Genomic DNA, 17,177 nt, shown 5'->3' with positions numbered 1-17,177 from the left:
CTCCTGCGCGATCCGCCGCCACTGACACGCCAGCACGTACCGCCACACGTCCTGCGGATACCAGCGCAACGCCGACCTGGCCGCCTCCAGCCCGCCCCCGCCCAGGCCGTCGTGGAACACCTCCCCGCACGTCACCTCGGCCAGGCTCTGCCACGGCACCGACAGCCAGTCCAGCAACGACAGGCCCGCCCGCGGGTCGAACCCGAGCCGCCCCTCCAGCCACGCCCCCGGCTCGATCACCGTCACCCCAGGCCGTACCTCACCGTGGTAGCCGAACACGGTCGGATACCCCCGGAACCGCTCCGGCAGCCCGGCCACCACCTTCGCCTCCACCTCGGCCACCGCCTCACCCGCCACGAACAGCAGCACGCGCGGCCCCCAGTCGTGATCGGCGGAGCGGGCCGTGTCGAACGCCAGCACCTCCGACCCCGGCCCGATCAGCGCGGCGCTGTGCGGGACCCGCGGCACCAGCGGCGCCACCACCTCGTGGTAGAAGGCACGCGACAACTCGATACCAGGCACAAAATCGGACATCACGCCGTCAACTCTGCACCAGCGCCGCCCGAACCTCACCCGGTTTTCCCCTAGCGTGGAAGGGAGGAACGGGGGTGGTTGCCGTGACCAGTGCCCGGCAGGTCAAGGACGAGGTCATCAACGCGTTCAACGATCACGACGTGCGGGGCCTCCTCCGGTCCTTCGCCGCCGAGGCCGTCTACGTCTCACCGGAGGGGATCGTCGAGGGGACCGAGCAGCTCGGCTGGTATTTCGGCCAGCTCTTCGCGAGCTTCCCCGACGTCCAGCTCACGGCCTGGAACAAGCCGCTGCTGGACGACCCCGCCGTGACCGAGTACACGATGACCGGCACCCACGACGGGCCCTTCCAGCTCGCCGACGGCAGCGTGCTGCAGCCGACCGGACGGCACATCGCGATCCGCGGCGCCGCCGTGTCCACCATCGAGAACGGCCTGATCATCACCGAGCGCGACTACCACGACCAGCTGGAGCTCTACAACCAGCTCGGCATGCCCATCCCGGCCATCGCCTGACCACCCCACCTCGGGCCCACCTCGGGCCCACCACCCGTGGCCCCGGGCGCCTGGCCCGATCAGGATCCGGCCCACCGCCGGGTCAGCCGGCGGCACGTGCGGCCATCACCCGCCGGTAGCCGATCCGCTCGTACACCCCGATCGCCGCCGTGTTGTCGTCGTCCACCATCAACGCCGCCCGCCCGTGCGCCGCCACCAGCTCCGCCGACACCCACGGGCAGGCCACCACCACCGCGTCCCCCAGCGCCCACGCCCGCGCCTGGCCGGTCATGCCCTGCGCCAACCACATCACCAGGTCGTCGTCCCCGCACGCCGGCCGCACCTCCCCGGCGGCGCGGAGCTCGCGGATCACAGGATTGCGCCAGGACGGTACGCCGCCGCCTCCGGACGCGCCGCCACCACCTCGCCCACCTGCCGCACGACCGCCTCCACCTGGTCGGCCGCCGCCCCCGTGAACGACACCCGATCGGCCAGCAACGCCTCCAGCCGCGCCCGGTCCAGCGGGAACCGCGGGTCGCCGGCCAGCCGGTCGAGCAACTCGTTCGCGGCGCCCCGCGACCGCATCGCCAGCGCCGCACCGACCGCGTGCTCCTTGATCAGCTCATGCGCCTGCTCACGCCCCACCCCGGCCTGCACCGCCGCCATCAGCATCTTCGTCGTGGCCAGGAACGGCAGATACCGATCCAGCTCCGCCGAGATCACCGCCGGGAACGCGCCGAACTCATCCAGCACCGTCAGCATCGTCTCCACCAGCCCGTCGAAGGCGAAGAACGCGTCCGGCAGCGCCACCCGCCGCACCACCGAGCAGGACACGTCGCCCTCGTTCCACTGGTCGCCCGCCAGCTCACCCACCATCGAGGCGTAGCCGCGCAACACCACCGCCAGGCCGTTGACCCGCTCACACGAGCGGGTGTTCATCTTGTGCGGCATCGCCGACGAGCCGACCTGCCCCTCCTGGAACCCCTCGGTGACCAGCTCGTGCCCCGCCATCAACCGGATCGTCTTGGCCAGCGACGACGGCGCCGCCGCCAGCTGCACCAGCGCGGTGACCACCTCGAAGTCCAGCGAACGCGGATAGACCTGGCCCACGCTGGTGAACCGGGCGGCGAACCCCAGATGCGCCGCCACCCGGCCCTCCAGCTCGGCCAGCTTGGCGCGGTCGCCGCCCAGCAGGTCCAGCATGTCCTGGGCGGTGCCCACCGGGCCCTTGATCCCCCGCAGCGGATAACGGCCGATCAGCTCCTCCAGCCGCCCGTAGGCCACCAGCAGCTCGTCGGCCACCGTCGCGAACCGCTTGCCCAGCGTGGTGGCCTGCGCGGCCACGTTGTGCGAGCGGCCCGCCAGCACCGTGGCCGTGTGCTCCCCGGCCAGGCTCGCCAGGCGGCCCAGCAGCGCCACCACCCGGTCGCGTACCAGCACCAGGCTGTCGCGGATCTGCAGCTGCTCGACGTTCTCCGTCAGATCGCGCGAGGTCATGCCCTTGTGCACCTGCTCGTGCCCGGCCAGCGCGTTGAACTCCTCGATCCGCGCCTTCACGTCGTGCCGGGTGACCCGCTCACGCGCCGCGATCGACGCCAGATCGACCTGCTCGACCACCTTGTCGTAGTCGGCGATCGCCCCATCCGGCACCGCGACCCCGAGCTCGGCCTGCGCCCGCAGCACCGCCAGCCACAACCGCCGCTCCGCGACGATCTTGTACTCGGGAGACCACAGGCGGGTCAGCTCCGGCGAGGCGTAGCGGGCGGCCAGGACATCGGGGATACGCGGCTTGGAAGTCACGTTCGACAAGTGTATTCACACGAGCCCGCCGGTACGGCACCCAGCCCGTACCCCCGAGGATCCGCGGAGGAAAGGTGCGCATCGTCCTGGGTAGGGACGGGCTGACGGGGTTTGGGCGGCCCGTAACGGCGGGCGGGTGGCCGGGGGGAGCGATGCACGGTGAGCCGGAGAGATCGACAGCGCCGCACCACGCCATTGCCCGTGATTGGCGCACCGAACGTGGAGCGGTTGCAGGCCGAGGTGGAGGAGATCGCGGCCCTGTACGAGCGGATGCACCGGTTCATGAACACGATCTTGACGATCTCCGGCACGTTGGACCTGTCCGCGGTCCTGCACCACATCGTGGACGACGCGCGGGCGCTGGTCGACGCCCGCTACGGCGCGCTGGGCGTGCTCAACGCCCGCCAGGAGATGACGCAGCTCATCACCGCCGGCGTCGACCCGGAGGTGCACGCCCGCGTCGGGCGCCTGCCCCGGGGCCGCGGGCTGCTGGGCGAGATGATGCGTCACGCCCACCCGATACGGGTGGACGACGTCGACCAGGATCCCCACGCGGCGGGCTTCCCCCGCGGCCACCCGCCCATGCACAACCTGCTGGGCGTGCCCATCCGGACCCGCGGAACCCTCCACGGCGACCTGTATCTGGCCGACAAACGCTCAGGCGAGCCGTTCACGCAGGAGGACGAGGACATCGTGACGGGGCTGGCGGCCGCCGCCGCCGTCGCCATCGAGAACGCCCGGCTCTACCAGGACCTGCGCTCGGCGACCGAGCGGTTCCAGCGCAGCCTGCTCGCCCGGCGGATCGAGATGGACCCGCTGCGCCTGCAGGTCCGCTACCAGCCGGCCACCGAGACCCCGAGCGTCGGCGGCGACTGGTACGACATGATCCCCCTCCCGGACGGAGCCCGCCTCGTCGTCGGCGACGTGATGGGCCACGACCTGCAGGCGGCGGTCGCGATGAGCAAGATCAGCAACATGCTGCGCGTCATCGCCCTCGACGACGGCGCCTCACCCAGCGTCGTCCTGCATGAGGTGGACCGCGCCCTGCAGCGGCTGCACGAGGAGCCGCTCGCCACGATCTTGCTGGCTCAGGTGGAACAACGCGCGGAATGGGACTGGCGGCTGCGCTGGGCCAGCGCCGGCCACCTGCCGCCCCTTCTGATCACCCCGGGCGGGGAGGCGTCCTACCTGCCCACCGACAGCGGCCCGCCCATCGGCGTCGACGTGAACCTGCCCCGCGCCGACCACGGGCACATCATCGCCCCTGGTTCCACCGTGCTGATGTTCACCGACGGGCTCGTCGAGAAACGCGGCACGAGCCTGGCCCGCGGGATGGACGACGTGGCCAGGACCGCCGAACGGCTGCACGGCCGTACCGAGGCCGAGATCTGCGACGGCCTGCTGGAACACCATGGCGGCACAGCGGAGGACGACATCGCCCTGCTCTGCCTGTCGGTCCCCTACCTCCGGTCGCCCGCGACGGCCTGACCGCCTCACCACTGAGCTGGTGACCGCCCCCGGCCGGTGGCGGGACAACGCCGGCCGGGGGCGGGTGGCCTCACGCCGGCTGGCCGGCGAGGTCCTCGCTTCCCGCCTCGCCGGCGCTCTCGCGCAGCGGACGGCTGGACTGGGTGCTACGCGGCCCGCGATCGCGCTTCCTCGTCACCGCCACGTAGAGCGTGGGCACCAGCACCAGCGTCAGCAGCGTCGAGGAGATGAGCCCGCCGATCACCACGATCGCCAGCGGCTGCGAGATGAACCCGCCCGAGCCCGTCACCCCCAGCGCCATCGGCGTCAGCGCGCAGATCGTCGCCACCGCGGTCATCAGGATCGGCCGCAACCGTTGCCGGCCGCCCTCGATCACCGCCTCGACCACGCCCATGCCCTGATCGCGGTACTGGTTGATCAGGTCGATCAGCACGATCGCGTTCGTCACCACGATGCCGATGAGCATCAGCATGCCGATCAGGGCCGGCACACCCAGCGCCGTGTCGGTCGCGACCAGCAGCCCGATCGCGCCCGTCGCCGCGAACGGGATCGACACCAGCAGGATCAGCGGCTGGACGAAGCTGTGGAACGTCGCCACCATGATCAGGAAGACGATCGCGATCGCCGCCAGCATCGCCATACCCAGGTCGGCGAACGCCTCCTCCTGGTCCGCCGACGCGCCACCGATCGTGTACGACGCCCCCGCTCCGAGCTCCAGCCCGTCCAGCTTCGTCGTCAGCGCCTGCGTCGCACTCCCCAGGTCGCTGGCGTCGGCCTTGGCAGAAACCGTCGCCGAGCGCTCACCGTCGATCCTCGTCACCTGCGTCGGACCGGCCACCTGCCGCACGTCCGCCACCGACGACAACTTCACCAGGCCCGTCGCCGTGGGCAGGCTCAGGTCCTCGATCGCCTCGACGTCCTCGGGCGCGTCCGCGCCACGCAGCACCAGATCACTGGTGCGCCCGTCCAACGTGATCTGCCCCAGCGGCGCGCCACGGAACGCCTGCGCCACCGCCTGCCCGACCTGACCCTCCGACAGGCCGCGCTCGGCCGCCTCCTCCCGGTCGACGACCACCTCGATCCTGGGCGCGCTCGCCTCTAGGTTCGACGACACCTCGCGCAGCCCGTCCACCTCGCCCATCGCCTCGGCGACCGTGCCGGTCGCCGTGCGCAGCGCCTCGGTGTCGGCCGCCCGCACGATCACGTCGATCGTGTCGGAGGAGAACCCGGCGGCGGCCGCGCCGCCGACCGTGACCTCGCCGGCGTCCGACAGGCCGGCGATCCCCTCGCGCACCCGCCGCTCGACCTCCGCCGTGTCGGCGTCCTCCGCGATCGTCACCGAGTACGACGCCCGGTCCCCGCCGCCACCGCCACCGCCACCCAGCATGGCGTTGCCGCCGCCGACGTTCACCTGGTACGACTCCACGCCCTCCAGGTCTGCCAGCACGCCCTCCACCTTCTCCGCGGCCTTGTCCGTGGTCTCCAGATCGGTGCCGACCGGCATCCGCTGCGACAGCGAGAGCGTGTCCTGCCCGGAGGCGTCCAGGAAGTTCGTCTGCAGCCCGCCGGCCAGCCCCATCGTGCCGATGAACACCGCCACCCCGATGAGCACCGTCACCAGCTTGAACCGGGTGGCGAAGCGCAGCACCGGCAGGTACGCCCGCTGCAGCGGCGAGCGCCGTTCCTTCGCCTCCACCTCCTCGCGCTGCTTGCGCGCCTGCTCCGGCGCCAACTGCGGCGCCCGCAGGAACCAGTACGCCAGCACCGGCACCACCGTCAGCGACACCACCAGCGAGGCCAGCAGCGCCACCGCCACCGTGACCGCGAACGGGCTGAACAGCTCGCCGACCATCCCGCCCACGATCGCGATCGGCGCGAACACCGCCACCGTCGTCAGCGTCGAGGCGGTCACCGCGCCCGACACCTCGCGCACCGCCGTCAAGATCGCGTGGAGTTTCGCCTCACCGTACGCGAGATGCCGCTTGATGTTCTCCAGCACCACGATCGAGTCGTCCACCACCCGGCCCACCGCGATCGTCAGCGCGCCCAGGGTGAGCATGTTCAGCGAGTAGTCGCCCGCCCACAACACGATCAGCGCGATCACCACCGACAGCGGGATCGACACCGCCGTCACCAGCGTCGAGCGCACCGACAGCAGGAACACCAGGATGACCAGCACCGCGAACACCAGGCCCAGCAGGCCCTCGGTGGTCAGGCTCTCGATCGACTGCTCCACGTACGGCGCCTGGTCGAACACCACCGACACCGCAGTGTCCGAGGAGTCGCCCAGCGCCTTCGTCAGGTCCGGCAGCAGCTCCCTGACCTCGTGCGAGATCGTCACCGCGTTGCCGTCGGGCAGCATCGTCACCGACACGCCCAGGCTCGTCTTACCGTCCGTACGGGTGATCGTCGTGGCGTCCGCGAACCCACGCGTGATCTTCGCGACGTCGCCCAGCTTGACCGGCTTCGGCTTGGGCAGCCGCTGCGGGACCGCACCCTGACCCGGCTGACCAGACTGACCCGGCTGACCCGGCTGACCAGACTGACTCGGCTGGCCGGTCTGCGCCGTCTGGCCGGTCTGGCCGGTCTGCGGCGGGCGTGCCTGCTGGGACTGGCCGGTCTGCGGCTGCGCGGGCTGGGCCGGCGTCAGGTAGAGAGCCTTCAGCTTGGCCACCGAGTCGACCCGCGTGCCGACCTGCACGGTCAGCGATTTGCCGGAATCGACCAGCGTGCCCGCCGGCACCGGCGTGCCGTTCGCCCGCAGCGCATCGGGGATCTGCGCCGCCGACACCCCCGCCAGCGCCATCTTCTTGGCGTCCGGCTCGATCGTCACGACCTCCTCGCGGGTGCCGGTGACCGCCGCCTCGCGCACGCCCTCCACGGCCTGTAGTTCCGGCACCGCGATCTCGCGCAGCTTGTCGGCCATCGCCCGCTCGTCGCCGCCGTCGCCCACCGCCAGCACCAGCACCGGGATGTCGTCGGTGTTGCCCGCGACCACCTGCGGCTCGACGCCGTCCGGCAACGTCGCCCGGCTGATCGCCTGCTGCATCTTGTTCAGCGACGACTCGATGTCGGTGCCGTACTCGAAGGCCACCTGGATCTGCGCCAGGCCCTCCTTCGACGTCGAGGTCATCTGCTCCATCCCGGTCAGCCCCTGGAAGGAGTCCTCAATAGGCTTGGTGACCTGATCCTCGACGATCTCCGGCGACGCCCCCGCGTACGGCGCCACCACGAACGCGCCGGGAAACGACAGGGACGGCAGCAACTGCTGCTTCAACTGCGGGATCGTGAACGCGCCGAACGCGGTGAGCACCACCGCTATCAAGATCACAAGGCTGCGGTTGACCAGGCTCAACCGGGCGAAGGCGGTCATAGGCTCCCCTCCAAGAGTTCGCCCCACACTAACACTTCGCCTAGCACGAATATTTAGATGGATCGAGGATTCCTGATAACCTTCTCAGGAAGCGAGAGGTGAGCGTGAACGACGAACGCGAGGACCTGATCCGCCGGATCACCGATGCACAGCGGGGCCTGGGACGGCTGTTCGCCCAGCACCAATCCCCCCTGTTCACCTGCAACCTCACCATGCGCCAGCTCAAGGTCGTGACGATCCTGTCCGTCAGCGGCTCCGCCTCAGGACAGGACCTCGCCCACGGCCTCGGCGTCGGCCTCGGCACCGTCACCGGCATCGTCGACCGCCTGGTCGTCCAGGACCTCGTCACCCGCCACGAGGACCCCCACGACCGCCGCGTACGCCGCGTCGAGCTCACCCCCGCGGGCGCCGCCCTCATCGAGGAGATCAACACCGCCGGCCTGGCGCACTACCGGCGCATCATGGACCACCTCGACACCGAGACGCTGCGCGCCCTCGACCACGTCACCCAGACCATCCGGGCCGTCGCCGACAAAATCGTCAACGACTGACCCGGCGCCCTGGTTTCGTAGAAGTGCTTTTGCCAGGGGTGAGCTCTGTCACATCCAGCCCCCGCGCCTTTACATTGTAGATTTCTGAGGCAGGCGGGACAGCACCTCCGGCAGCTCACCCTCGTAGGCCACCGTCAGCCGCCGCGTCGCCCGCGTCACCGCCACGTACAGGTCCTGACCGCCCATCGGCGACTGCGCCAGGATCCCCGCGGGATCCACCACCACGACCGCGTCGAACTCCAGGCCCTTGACCTGCCCGACAGTCAGCACCACGACCGGCGCGTCCAGATCCCCCTCAGGGTGGAACAGCCGCGCCACCTCCGCATGCCGGGCGTCCGGCGTCACCACGCCCACCCGCCCGGCGCCGGCCTCCGAGCCGATCTCCGGGCCGATCTCCGGACCGACCTCCGGACCGACCTCCGGACCGACCTCTGAGCCGATCTCCGCCAGCTCCTCGCGCACCAGCGCCGGCAGGCCCGCCACCGGCACCCGCACCGCCCGCGGCTCAGACTCGCCCGAGCGCACCGACTCCGGCGGCTCCTGCTCAGGAGCGAACGCCCGCAGCACGTCGGCCGCCACCCTCATGATCTCCACCGGCGTGCGGTAGTTGACCAGCAGCCGCTCCACCCGCCAGCGCCCCTCCAGGTACGGGTCCAGCACCTCGCCCCACGAACGCGCGCCCGCCGCCGACCCCGTCTGCGCCAGGTCGCCCACCGCCGTCAGCGACCGCGCCGGCACCCGCCGCATGATCATCCGCCAGGCCATCGGCGACAGCTCCTGCGCCTCGTCCACGATGACGTGCCCGTACGCCCACGTCCGGTCCGCCGCCGCCCGATCGGCCGTGGTCAGCTCGGCACCATCGTCGGCGTGCCGCCCGGCCAGCACGTCGGCCCGGGCGAAGACGCCCTCCTCCAGCACGCCCGTCGACTCCAGCACCTCACTCGCGTACAACACGTCCCCGGCCTGCTCCGACTCGGCCTCCCTGGCCGCCGCCCGGCGCGCCGAGTCGTCCTCGCCCAGCAGCTCGGCCGCCTCGTCCAGCAGCGGCACGTCCCCGGCCGTCCACTCCGCCTCCGCCGGGCGCACCAGCTCCCGCCAGTCCAGCCCCGGCGGCGCCACCGACCACAGCGTCTCCGGGGAGGCCAGCAGCTCCGACACCAGCCGCCGCGGCGTCAGCTCCGGCCACAGGTCGTCCACCGCCCGCCGCACCTCCGGCTCGCCCCACAGCCGGGACGAGGCCAGCTCCAGATCCAGCTCGTCCAGGTCGCCCTCCAGATTCATCGGCTCGGCCAGCTCCGCCAGCTCCGGATCGCCGTTCGCCAGCTCCTCCAGGTGCAGCGACTCCTCCAGCGCCCGCGCCTCCGCCTTGGCCAGCTCCTTGAGCATCTCGGTCACGTACAGCTTGCGCGCCATGTTGTGCGGCAGCCGCACCGCCCGCGCCCGCTCGCGCAGCCGCTCGCACACCGCGTGCGGCACCCGCAGGCGCAAGCCGTCCAGCTCCACCACCAGGTCGCCCTCCGGCACCCGCTGGCGCAGCTCCAGCGCCCGCGCCACCACCTCGGCCATCCGCACGTCGCCCTTGACCACCGCCACCGCCGGCGTGTCCGCCGCGCTCGCCCGCACCCCGGGGAACATCTCCCCGACCGTCGTCATCACCACCTGCGTCTCACCCAGCGCGGGCAGCACCTGGCTGATGTAGCGCAGGAACATCGGGTTGGGGCCCACCACCAGCACGCCACGCCGCTCCAGCGTGTCGCGATGGGTGTAGAGGAGGTACGCCGCCCGGTGCAGCGCCGCGACCGTCTTGCCGGTGCCCGGACCGCCCTGTACCACCAGCGCCCCCTGCAACGAGGCGCGGATCACCCGGTCCTGCTCGGTCTGGATGGTGGCCACCACGTCGCCCATCCGCCCCGTACGGCCCCGCCGCAACGCCGCCAGCAGCGCAGCCTCGCCCACCAGCGTCCGCCGATCGCCCTCGCTCATCCCCTCCAGATCGAACACCTCGTCGTCGATGCCGACCACGAGCCGGTCCTTCAGATGCAGATGCCGGCGCCGCACCAGCCCGCCGGGATCGGTGGCCGTCGCCACGTAGAACGGCCGCGCCGCCGGCGCCCGCCAGTCGATCAGGACCGACTCGTGCCCCTCGTCGCGCAACCCGATCCTGCCGATGTACGTGCTGCGCCCCGCGCCGTCGTCGATCCGGCCGAAGCACAGGCCGCGCTCGACCGCGTTGAGCTGCGCCAGCCTGCGCGCCTGCTCGCCGGCCAGCGCCTCGCGCTCCACCATCGCCTGACGGGTGCCGCCGCCCCTGGCGTACACCTGACGCAGCGCCGCCTGCGCCCGCCCCCTGGCGACGTCGAGCCGGCCGTAGAGCCACGACACAGTTCGCTGCTCGACGTCAAGGGCTTCCACAAGACCATCTTGACGATTACCCATTCGGTGGTATACTCCTAACGGGAGGACTGTGAAGCCTGCTTTTTGACTGCAGCATTCGAGCTTAGTCCTCACCCGTCTTCGCGCGCAAACCCCCTTTTCACCGCATGCCGGTCAGCGCCAGTTGAGGCGCTCGTGCAGCAGCGCCTGCTGGGCCGGATTCGCGGTCAGCTCCAGCGCCCGCTCATCCGCTCGCCTAGCCTCCTCGCGACGCCCCAGATCGCGCAGCAGTTCGGCCCGGGTGGCGTGGAACAGCGGATAGCGCTCCAGCGCCCGTTCCAGATCCGTCAACTCGGCCAGGGCCGCCTTCACCCCCTGGATGTAGCGCACGGCGACGGCCCGGTGCAGCCGCGTGACCGGTGAAGGCGCCACCCGCAGCAGCATGTCGTACAAGACCAGGATCTGCGCCCAGTCGGTGTCCTCGAACCTGCTCGCCTCGGCGTGACAGGCCACGATCGCCGCCTGCACCTGGTACGGCCCCGGCCGGCGGTGCGCCCTCGCGGCCCGCATCAACGACGCGGCGGCCTCGGCGATGGCCCGCCGGTCCCACAGGCCGCGGTCCTGGTCACGCAGCAGCACCAGACGCCCTCCCGCGTCGAAACGGGCCGCGCCACGCGCCCGGTGCAGCCGGATCAACGCCAGCAGGCCGGCCACCTCCGGCTCCCCCGGCATCAGGCCGGCCAGCAGCGCGGCCAGCCACTCGGCGTCCTCCACCAGGTCGCGCGCCTGCGCCCGGTCCGGCGTGCTCGACAGGTAGCCCTCGTTGAACAGCAGATAGACGACCGCCAGCACCTCATCCAGCCGCCCGGGCAGATCCTCCGCCGCCGGCACCCGGTACGGGATCCCAGCCTCGCCGATCTTCCGCTTGGCGCGGGTGATCCGCTGCGCCACCGTACTCTCCGGCACCACGAACGCCGCCGCGATCTGGGCCGTGCTCAGCCCGCACACCACCCGCAGCGTCAGCGCGATCTGCGCCGGCCGCGACAACGCCGGATGACAGCAGGTGAAGATCAGCCGGAGCCGGTCGTCGCGCGGGGCGGGCTCCGGCCACGTCAGCCGCGCCAGCTTGGCACGGTAGAGCGACTCGCGGCGCAGCACGTCCAGGCCGCGCCGCCGGGCCACGGTGAACAGCCACGCGTCCGGCCGGTCCGGCACGCCCTCGGCGGGCCAGCGGCGCAGCGCCGTCTCCACCGCGTCCTGCACCAGATCCTCGGCGGCGGAGAAGTCGCCCAGCAGCGACACCAGGGACGCGGCCAGCCGGCCCGCGTGCTCACGCACCACCCGGGCCAGCGTCTCCTCGTGCTCGCCTGCCGGTCCGGTCATGAGGCGGGGCGGATCTCCACGACCGGGCAGGCCGGCCACGAGCGGGCCAGCTTCAGCGCCTCGTCCAGGTCGGCCACCTCGACCTCGGCGAACCCGCTGACCACCTCCTTGCCCTCCACGAACGGCCCGTCGGTGACGACCGGCTCGGCACCGCCGTCCAGCCGCACCGTGGTCGCGGTGTGCACCGGGTGCAGGTGCGTGTGGTGGGTGATCTGGTCGGCGTGCTCGGCGAACCAGCGGCCCACCGCCGCGTAGGCGGCCTCCCGCTCCAGCTCACCCATCGCCTCCAACTCCCTGGCGAACTCCTCGGTCTCCACGAACATCAGCACGTACTTCATGCCCGATCTCCTTTGGTGGTGTGCTGTCAAGCCGACGGAAGCGTGGCGTACAGGTCGACGCCGTTGCCGTCCGGGTCGGCCACCGTGGCGTAACGCATGCCCCAGAACGCGTCGAACGGCTCCGCGATCCCGTGGTAGCCGGCCCCCACCAGCTCGGCGTACTTGGCGTCCACCCCGGCCGGGGTGCCGAACTCGAAGCACAGCAGCGTACGCGGCCCGCCGGCGGGTGCGCTCCAGCCCGGCAGGAACGGCGTGCGGAAACCCTCGGTGTCCAGCATCACGTGCAGCCCGCCGGGCAGGTCACAGCCCGCGTGCTCGGGGGTGTTCGGGTCGAGCTTGAAGTCCAGCCCGAGACGGGCGTAGAAGGCGATCGTCGCGTCCATGTCGGACACGACGAGGGCGATGGTGTTCAGCGTTGGATTCATGATCCGCTCCCTCGTGGAACCAGCCTGGTGGAGGGCCTCTTTCCGCGGGCCCTCATCCATAAGACGATCGGCGGCCCCGCCGATACGACACCGCGGCGAGAAATCCGGCGCCGGGTCCAGGCCAGCGAACACATGTACGGAGTCATCGGGATCGCCTATAGGGTGGTCGTAGGTGAGCCGGGAAGTCTGGTCGGCACGTCCCATCCCCAACCGAGCGAAGGATGAGCGCGTGCGCGCCCGTGACCTACTTGCCGACTTTCCCACCGTCGCCCTGGATTCACCCGTTCTCGAGGCGGCCAGACTCCTGGCCGACCAGGATCTGCCCGGCCTCATCGTGGTCGGGGACGACGGATCGCCGTTCACGATCCTGCCCGGCACGGAAGTGCTGAGGCTGGCCGTGCCCGCCTACTGCCAGGACGACCCGGCGCTGGCCCGGGTGGTGGACGAGGCCCACGCCGACGCGTTCCTGCACGGGCTGGGCGTGCGCACCGTACGCGAAGCCCTGCCGCGGCACCGGCGTGAGCTGCCGGTCACCGACCCCGGCGCCACCGTGCTGGAGCTGGCCGCGCTGATGGCCCGCACCCGCAGCCCGCTGGTCGCCATCCTCGAGGACGGCCGGCTCACCGGCGCGGTGACCCTGCAGGCGCTGCTGGACCGGGTGCTCGCCTCATGACCGTGCTCTCCTGGGTGAGCGTGGCGGTGTTCCTGGCCGCGTACGCGCTGATCGCCACCGAGAAGATGCACCGGGTCGCGGCCGCGCTCGGCGGCGCGGGGATCATGCTGCTGATCCACGCCACCGACGCCGGGGCGGCGTTCTTCTCCGAGCATTCCGGGATCGACTGGAACGTCATCTTCCTCCTGCTCGGCATGATGATCATCGTCGGCGTGCTCAAACAGACCGGCGTCTTCGAATACCTGGCGATCTGGGCCGCCAAGCGGGCTCGTGGGCGGCCGTTCCGGTTGATGGTGCTGCTCGTCCTCATCACCGCGGTCGCCTCCGCGCTGCTCGACAACGTCACCACGGTGCTGCTGATCGCGCCGGTGACGTTCCTGGTGTGCGAACGGCTCGCGCTGAAGGTGGCCCCCTTCCTGATCGCCGAGGCGCTGTCGTCCAACATCGGCGGCGCGGCCACCCTGGTCGGCGACCCGCCGAACATCATCATCGCCAGCCGGGGCGGGCTCAGCTTCAACGACTTCCTCATCCACATGGCGCCCATGATCATCGTGCTGATGGCGGTGTTCCTGCTCTTGTGCTGGCTGATGTTCGGGCGCACCTTCCGCTACGACCCCGAACGCGCGGCGGAGATCATGGCGCTGGACGAGCGGGAGGCCATCGCCGACCGGCGGCTGCTGTGGCAGTCGCTGGCCGTGCTCGCGCTGGTCATGGCGGCGTTCGTGCTGCACCCGGTCCTGCACTACGAACCGTCGGTCGTCGCGCTGCTCGGCGCCGGCGTCCTGGTCGCGGCCACCAAGGTGACCACCGAACAGGCCATCGCCGAAGTGGAGTGGCCCACGCTGGTGTTCTTCGCCGGGCTGTTCGTCATGGTCGGCGGCCTGGTGGAGACCGGCGTCATCGGCCGGCTGTCCGAGCTGGCCGTCGAGGCCACCGCCGGGCGGCCGGAGCTGACCACCATGGGACTGCTCGGCGCCTCGGCTGTGCTGTCGGCGATCGTGGACAACATCCCGTACGTCGCCACCATGAGCCCGATCGTCGACCAGCTCGTCCAGGCCGGTGACAACGCGGGGCAGGTGCTGTGGTGGGCGCTGGCCTTCGGCGCCGACCTCGGCGGCAACGCCACCGCCGTCGGCGCCGCCGCCAACGTCGTCGTGCTCGGCATCGCCGCCCGCAACGGCACGCCGATCAGCTTCTGGCAGTTCACCAAGTACGGCCTGATCGTCACGGTGGTCACGGTCACCCTGGTCGCGCCGTACCTGTGGCTGCGCTACCTCATCTGACAGCGGCCTGGGCGCGGAGCGGCCGCGCGGGCAGGTGCTAGTTTCTCCGACCGTGTCTGACTATCTACAGGACCTGTTCTCCCTGCGCGGCCGCCGCGCCCTGGTGACCGGCGGCAGCTCCGGCATCGGGTACGCCATCGCCGAGGCCCTCGGACGGGCCGGAGCCGAGATCGTGGTGGCCGCCCGCCGGGAGAACGAACTGGACGAGGCCGTCGACCGGCTACGCGGGCACGGCGTCACCGCCTCCCGGATCCGCGCCGACCTCGGCGACCGCGACGACGTCCAGCGCGTCTGCGCCACCTCCGGCGACATCGACATCCTGGTCAACAACGCCGGCAACAACATCCGCAAACCCATGGCCGAACTCACCGCCGGCGACTACGAGCAGACCCTCGCCGTCAACTTCACCGCCCCCTACCTCCTCGGCCGGCACTTCGGACCGCGGATGGCCGGGCGCGGCTGGGGACGGATCATCAACCTCGGCTCCCAGCAGTCCATCAGCGCCTTCGGCCACAGCGGCGCGTACGGCGCCGCCAAGGCCGCCATCGCCGGGCTGACCCGCTCCCAGGCCGAGGCGTGGTCGGCCGCCGGCGTGTGCGTCAACACGATCGTCCCCGGCTTCGTGCTGACCCCGCTCACCGAGGCCGCCCAGGCCATCCCCGGCCGCGTCGAGGCGCTGGCCGCCCGCCACATGGTCGGGCGCAACGGCGTGCCCGCCGACTTCGCGGGCGCGGCGGTCTTTCTGGCCGGTGACGCCTCCGCGTTTGTCACCGGCCAGATGCTGTTCGTCGACGGGGGCTTCTCCGTGCATTGAAACCGGCCCGGTGCCTTTACTTTGTAGATTACTTTCGGCGGAACCGGCGCACCCCCGTCGCCTCGTGCCAGGCGTCCATGACCAACTCGTCGCCCTCGACCCTCGTCCACACCGCCTCTGTCAGCTCGATCCTGAACAGGTGAGAGCCGGGCTCGGGCGACTGGAACGAGGCCGGCACGCCGTCGCCGGTGACCTCCACCGCCCGCCCGGACAGCTTCAGATCGCCCTCCCACGTCGACGGATCGTCGCCCGCGGGGTCGTCGGAGGCGGCGTGGATCGCCATCCGCGGATCCCGGCGCAGGTCGAACACCTTGAGCGCCCCGGACATCGACCCGATCCACAGGTCGCCGTCCATGAAGCTGGTCTCGATGCCGCTCACCCGGGGCGAGCCGTCCTTGCGCAACGTCGCCAGGACCCGGTGCCGGTGCGCCCCCATCAGCCGCCGGGCCACGCCGGCGAGCTCCGGCGCCTGCCTGTCGAACTCGTTCCACGAAGCCATGGCGACATCATGCTCACCGGCACCGACAGAATCGGCTTGGCGTGGCCGGACATCGGTCGATAGTTTATAAATGAATCTACGTTTATAAATGGGGAAGGATTTGATCATGCCACGCAGCCGTACGTTCAGATGTTCGGTGTTCATCGGCACGAGTCTCGACGGGTTCATCGCCCGCGCGGACGGCGACCTCGAGTGGCTCACCAGCCGGGGCGAGGCCGCGGGCGGTGACCTGGGCTATAACGCGTTCATCGAGGGCATCGACACCGTCGTCATGGGCCGGGGCACCTACGAGCCGGCGCTCACGTACGATTCCTGGCCGCACGACGGGCTGCACGTGGCCGTCCTCAGCACCACGCTGGAGGCCGGCGCCGACCCGCGCGTCACCGTCCACCGCGACCTCGGCGAACTGGTGACGGCGCTGGAGGAGCGGGGCGCCAAGAGCGTGTACGTCGACGGAGGCCAGGTGATCCGCACCTTCCTGCGCGCCGGGATGATCGACCAGATCACCATCACCACGGTGCCCGTGCTGCTGGGCACCGGGTCGCCGCTGTTCGGTCCGCTCGGGGGTGACGTCCCGCTCGCGCACCGCTCGACCCAGGTGTTCGGCGCGGGCGTCGTCCAGTCCACGTACGCGGTCGAAAACTGATGCGTTTGCCCAGGTCAGATGCCTTGTGATGGCGTATGCCTGGTGTCAGACTGAACCTGACGGAGGGGGGAATGTCATGATCGAAGTCAAGAGCGTCGACAAACCGGACGAGCGCCGCGACTTCCCGCGCGGACACCTGGACGTCTGCAACCTGACCGGGCTGAGCTTCGGCGTGGCCACCTTCGAACCCGGCTGGCGCTGGTCGGAGTCGGTCAAGCCGATCGTGGGCACGGACTCCTGCCAGGCCCACCACACCTCGTTCATGGTGGCGGGCCGGCTGCGCCTGCGGACGAACGACGGCACCGAGGCCGAGGTGGGGCCGGGCGAGGTCTTCGTCTGCCCGCCCGGGCACGACGCCTGGGTGGTGGGCGACGAGCAGGCCATCGTGTACGACTTCTCGAGCGGAGTCGCCGACTACGCCAAGGCCGCGGGCGTCTGAGCCGTGCGCCGATCATCCGGCCGATCACCGGGGCGGTCTTCGAGGCCGCGCCGGTGATCGGCGTCAG

The 17,177-nt window shown here is 71.1% G+C and carries 17 protein-coding genes; 8 read left to right on the top strand and 9 right to left on the bottom strand.

Going from position 1 to position 17,177, the window contains the following annotated elements; all coding sequences use genetic code 11:
• A partial coding sequence (locus tag ITP53_RS25675) for a DUF4037 domain-containing protein (RefSeq protein WP_236051179.1) occupies nt 1–534 on the bottom strand: 534 nt, incomplete at its 3' end.
• A gap of 83 nt (nt 535–617) precedes the next feature.
• Between ITP53_RS25675 and ITP53_RS25670 the strand changes: the two genes are divergently transcribed.
• A complete protein-coding gene (locus tag ITP53_RS25670; protein WP_195897999.1) occupies nt 618–1,046 on the top strand; it encodes an ester cyclase in 429 nt (142 codons plus the stop codon).
• A gap of 82 nt (nt 1,047–1,128) precedes the next feature.
• Here ITP53_RS25670 and ITP53_RS25665 read toward each other — a convergent pair whose 3' ends face one another.
• Together ITP53_RS25665 and purB are read right to left on the bottom strand one after the other, a co-directional pair.
• Nucleotides 1,129–1,398 (bottom strand): GNAT family N-acetyltransferase, encoded by a 270-nt coding sequence (locus ITP53_RS25665; protein ID WP_195897998.1) that lies wholly within the window; start codon nt 1,396–1,398, stop codon nt 1,129–1,131.
• On the bottom strand, nt 1,395–2,825 hold the full coding sequence (purB, locus tag ITP53_RS25660; protein WP_195897997.1) for an adenylosuccinate lyase: 1,431 nt from the start codon (nt 2,823–2,825) through the stop codon (nt 1,395–1,397). The genes ITP53_RS25665 and purB overlap by 4 nt, the downstream gene beginning before the upstream one ends.
• Before the next feature lie 201 nt (nt 2,826–3,026).
• Between purB and ITP53_RS25655 the strand changes: the two genes are divergently transcribed.
• The gene (locus tag ITP53_RS25655; protein WP_195897996.1) at nt 3,027–4,313 is read left to right on the top strand and encodes a PP2C family protein-serine/threonine phosphatase; all 1,287 of its coding nucleotides are present in this window, start codon (nt 3,027–3,029) and stop codon (nt 4,311–4,313) included.
• 70 nt (nt 4,314–4,383) lie between these two features.
• Here the strand turns inward: ITP53_RS25655 and ITP53_RS25650 are convergent, their stop codons facing one another.
• Nucleotides 4,384–7,686: an efflux RND transporter permease subunit gene (locus ITP53_RS25650; protein ID WP_195897995.1), complete on the bottom strand. Its 3,303-nt coding sequence runs from the start codon at nt 7,684–7,686 to the stop codon at nt 4,384–4,386.
• A 98-nt stretch (nt 7,687–7,784) separates the two neighbouring features.
• On the opposite strand from ITP53_RS25650, the gene ITP53_RS25645 reads away from it, so the two are divergent.
• Nucleotides 7,785–8,237, top strand: coding sequence for a MarR family winged helix-turn-helix transcriptional regulator (locus ITP53_RS25645; protein ID WP_328815733.1), 453 nt, complete (start codon nt 7,785–7,787; stop codon nt 8,235–8,237).
• A gap of 69 nt (nt 8,238–8,306) precedes the next feature.
• On the opposite strand, the gene ITP53_RS25640 is transcribed toward ITP53_RS25645, so the two are convergent.
• The 4 genes from ITP53_RS25640 to ITP53_RS25625 form a co-directional block, all read right to left on the bottom strand.
• Nucleotides 8,307–10,673 carry a HelD family protein gene (locus ITP53_RS25640; protein ID WP_195897994.1) on the bottom strand — a complete coding sequence of 789 codons (2,367 nt, stop codon included), beginning with the start codon at nt 10,671–10,673 and terminating at the stop codon, nt 8,307–8,309.
• Between the two features lie 111 nt (nt 10,674–10,784).
• Nucleotides 10,785–11,993, bottom strand: coding sequence for an RNA polymerase sigma factor (locus ITP53_RS25635; RefSeq protein ID WP_195897993.1), 1,209 nt, complete (start codon nt 11,991–11,993; stop codon nt 10,785–10,787).
• The gene (locus ITP53_RS25630) at nt 11,990–12,331 is read right to left on the bottom strand and encodes a YciI family protein (RefSeq protein WP_195897992.1); all 342 of its coding nucleotides are present in this window, start codon (nt 12,329–12,331) and stop codon (nt 11,990–11,992) included. The genes ITP53_RS25635 and ITP53_RS25630 overlap by 4 nt, the downstream gene beginning before the upstream one ends.
• 26 nt (nt 12,332–12,357) lie before the next feature.
• Nucleotides 12,358–12,756 carry a VOC family protein gene (locus ITP53_RS25625; protein WP_195897991.1) on the bottom strand — a complete coding sequence of 133 codons (399 nt, stop codon included), beginning with the start codon at nt 12,754–12,756 and terminating at the stop codon, nt 12,358–12,360.
• Between the two features lie 229 nt (nt 12,757–12,985).
• On the opposite strand from ITP53_RS25625, the gene ITP53_RS25620 reads away from it, so the two are divergent.
• The 3 genes from ITP53_RS25620 to ITP53_RS25610 are packed head-to-tail and all read left to right on the top strand — an operon-like array spanning nt 12,986 to nt 15,526.
• Nucleotides 12,986–13,429 (top strand): CBS domain-containing protein, encoded by a 444-nt coding sequence (locus tag ITP53_RS25620; RefSeq protein WP_195897990.1) that lies wholly within the window; start codon nt 12,986–12,988, stop codon nt 13,427–13,429.
• The gene (locus ITP53_RS25615; protein WP_195897989.1) at nt 13,426–14,712 is read left to right on the top strand and encodes an ArsB/NhaD family transporter; all 1,287 of its coding nucleotides are present in this window, start codon (nt 13,426–13,428) and stop codon (nt 14,710–14,712) included. The genes ITP53_RS25620 and ITP53_RS25615 overlap by 4 nt, the downstream gene beginning before the upstream one ends.
• 52 nt (nt 14,713–14,764) lie before the next feature.
• Nucleotides 14,765–15,526 carry an SDR family NAD(P)-dependent oxidoreductase gene (locus ITP53_RS25610; RefSeq protein ID WP_195897988.1) on the top strand — a complete coding sequence of 254 codons (762 nt, stop codon included), beginning with the start codon at nt 14,765–14,767 and terminating at the stop codon, nt 15,524–15,526.
• Between the two features lie 28 nt (nt 15,527–15,554).
• On the opposite strand, the gene ITP53_RS25605 is transcribed toward ITP53_RS25610, so the two are convergent.
• Nucleotides 15,555–16,025 carry a pyridoxamine 5'-phosphate oxidase family protein gene (locus tag ITP53_RS25605; RefSeq protein ID WP_195897987.1) on the bottom strand — a complete coding sequence of 157 codons (471 nt, stop codon included), beginning with the start codon at nt 16,023–16,025 and terminating at the stop codon, nt 15,555–15,557.
• A gap of 106 nt (nt 16,026–16,131) precedes the next feature.
• On the opposite strand from ITP53_RS25605, the gene ITP53_RS25600 reads away from it, so the two are divergent.
• Nucleotides 16,132–16,671, top strand: coding sequence for a dihydrofolate reductase family protein (locus ITP53_RS25600; protein WP_195897986.1), 540 nt, complete (start codon nt 16,132–16,134; stop codon nt 16,669–16,671).
• 76 nt (nt 16,672–16,747) lie between these two features.
• Complete coding sequence (locus ITP53_RS25595) at nt 16,748–17,110, top strand: cupin domain-containing protein (RefSeq protein WP_195897985.1); 363 nt, start codon at nt 16,748–16,750, stop codon at nt 17,108–17,110.
• Nucleotides 17,111–17,177 lie beyond the last annotated feature (67 nt).

The organism is Nonomuraea cypriaca (genome assembly GCF_015645445.1).
Taxonomy (GTDB): domain Bacteria; phylum Actinomycetota; class Actinomycetes; order Streptosporangiales; family Streptosporangiaceae; genus Nonomuraea; species Nonomuraea cypriaca.
Note: the sequence above shows the minus strand (reverse complement) of the source record. Positions and strands in the feature narration are given on the sequence as shown.

Excerpts from the sequence above, each read along its gene's own strand:
- ITP53_RS25650 (WP_195897995.1), bottom strand. The coding sequence starts at position 7,686 with ATGACCGCCTTCGCCCGGTTGAGCCTGGTCAACCGCAGCCTTGTGATC.
- ITP53_RS25640 (WP_195897994.1), bottom strand. The coding sequence starts at position 10,673 with ATGGGTAATCGTCAAGATGGTCTTGTGGAAGCCCTTGACGTCGAGCAG.
- ITP53_RS25635 (WP_195897993.1), bottom strand. The coding sequence starts at position 11,993 with ATGACCGGACCGGCAGGCGAGCACGAGGAGACGCTGGCCCGGGTGGTG.
- ITP53_RS25630 (WP_195897992.1), bottom strand. The coding sequence starts at position 12,331 with ATGAAGTACGTGCTGATGTTCGTGGAGACCGAGGAGTTCGCCAGGGAG.
- ITP53_RS25625 (WP_195897991.1), bottom strand. The coding sequence starts at position 12,756 with ATGAATCCAACGCTGAACACCATCGCCCTCGTCGTGTCCGACATGGAC.
- ITP53_RS25615 (WP_195897989.1), top strand. The coding sequence starts at position 13,426 with ATGACCGTGCTCTCCTGGGTGAGCGTGGCGGTGTTCCTGGCCGCGTAC.
- ITP53_RS25605 (WP_195897987.1), bottom strand. The coding sequence starts at position 16,025 with ATGGCTTCGTGGAACGAGTTCGACAGGCAGGCGCCGGAGCTCGCCGGC.
- ITP53_RS25600 (WP_195897986.1), top strand. The coding sequence starts at position 16,132 with ATGCCACGCAGCCGTACGTTCAGATGTTCGGTGTTCATCGGCACGAGT.
- ITP53_RS25595 (WP_195897985.1), top strand. The coding sequence starts at position 16,748 with ATGATCGAAGTCAAGAGCGTCGACAAACCGGACGAGCGCCGCGACTTC.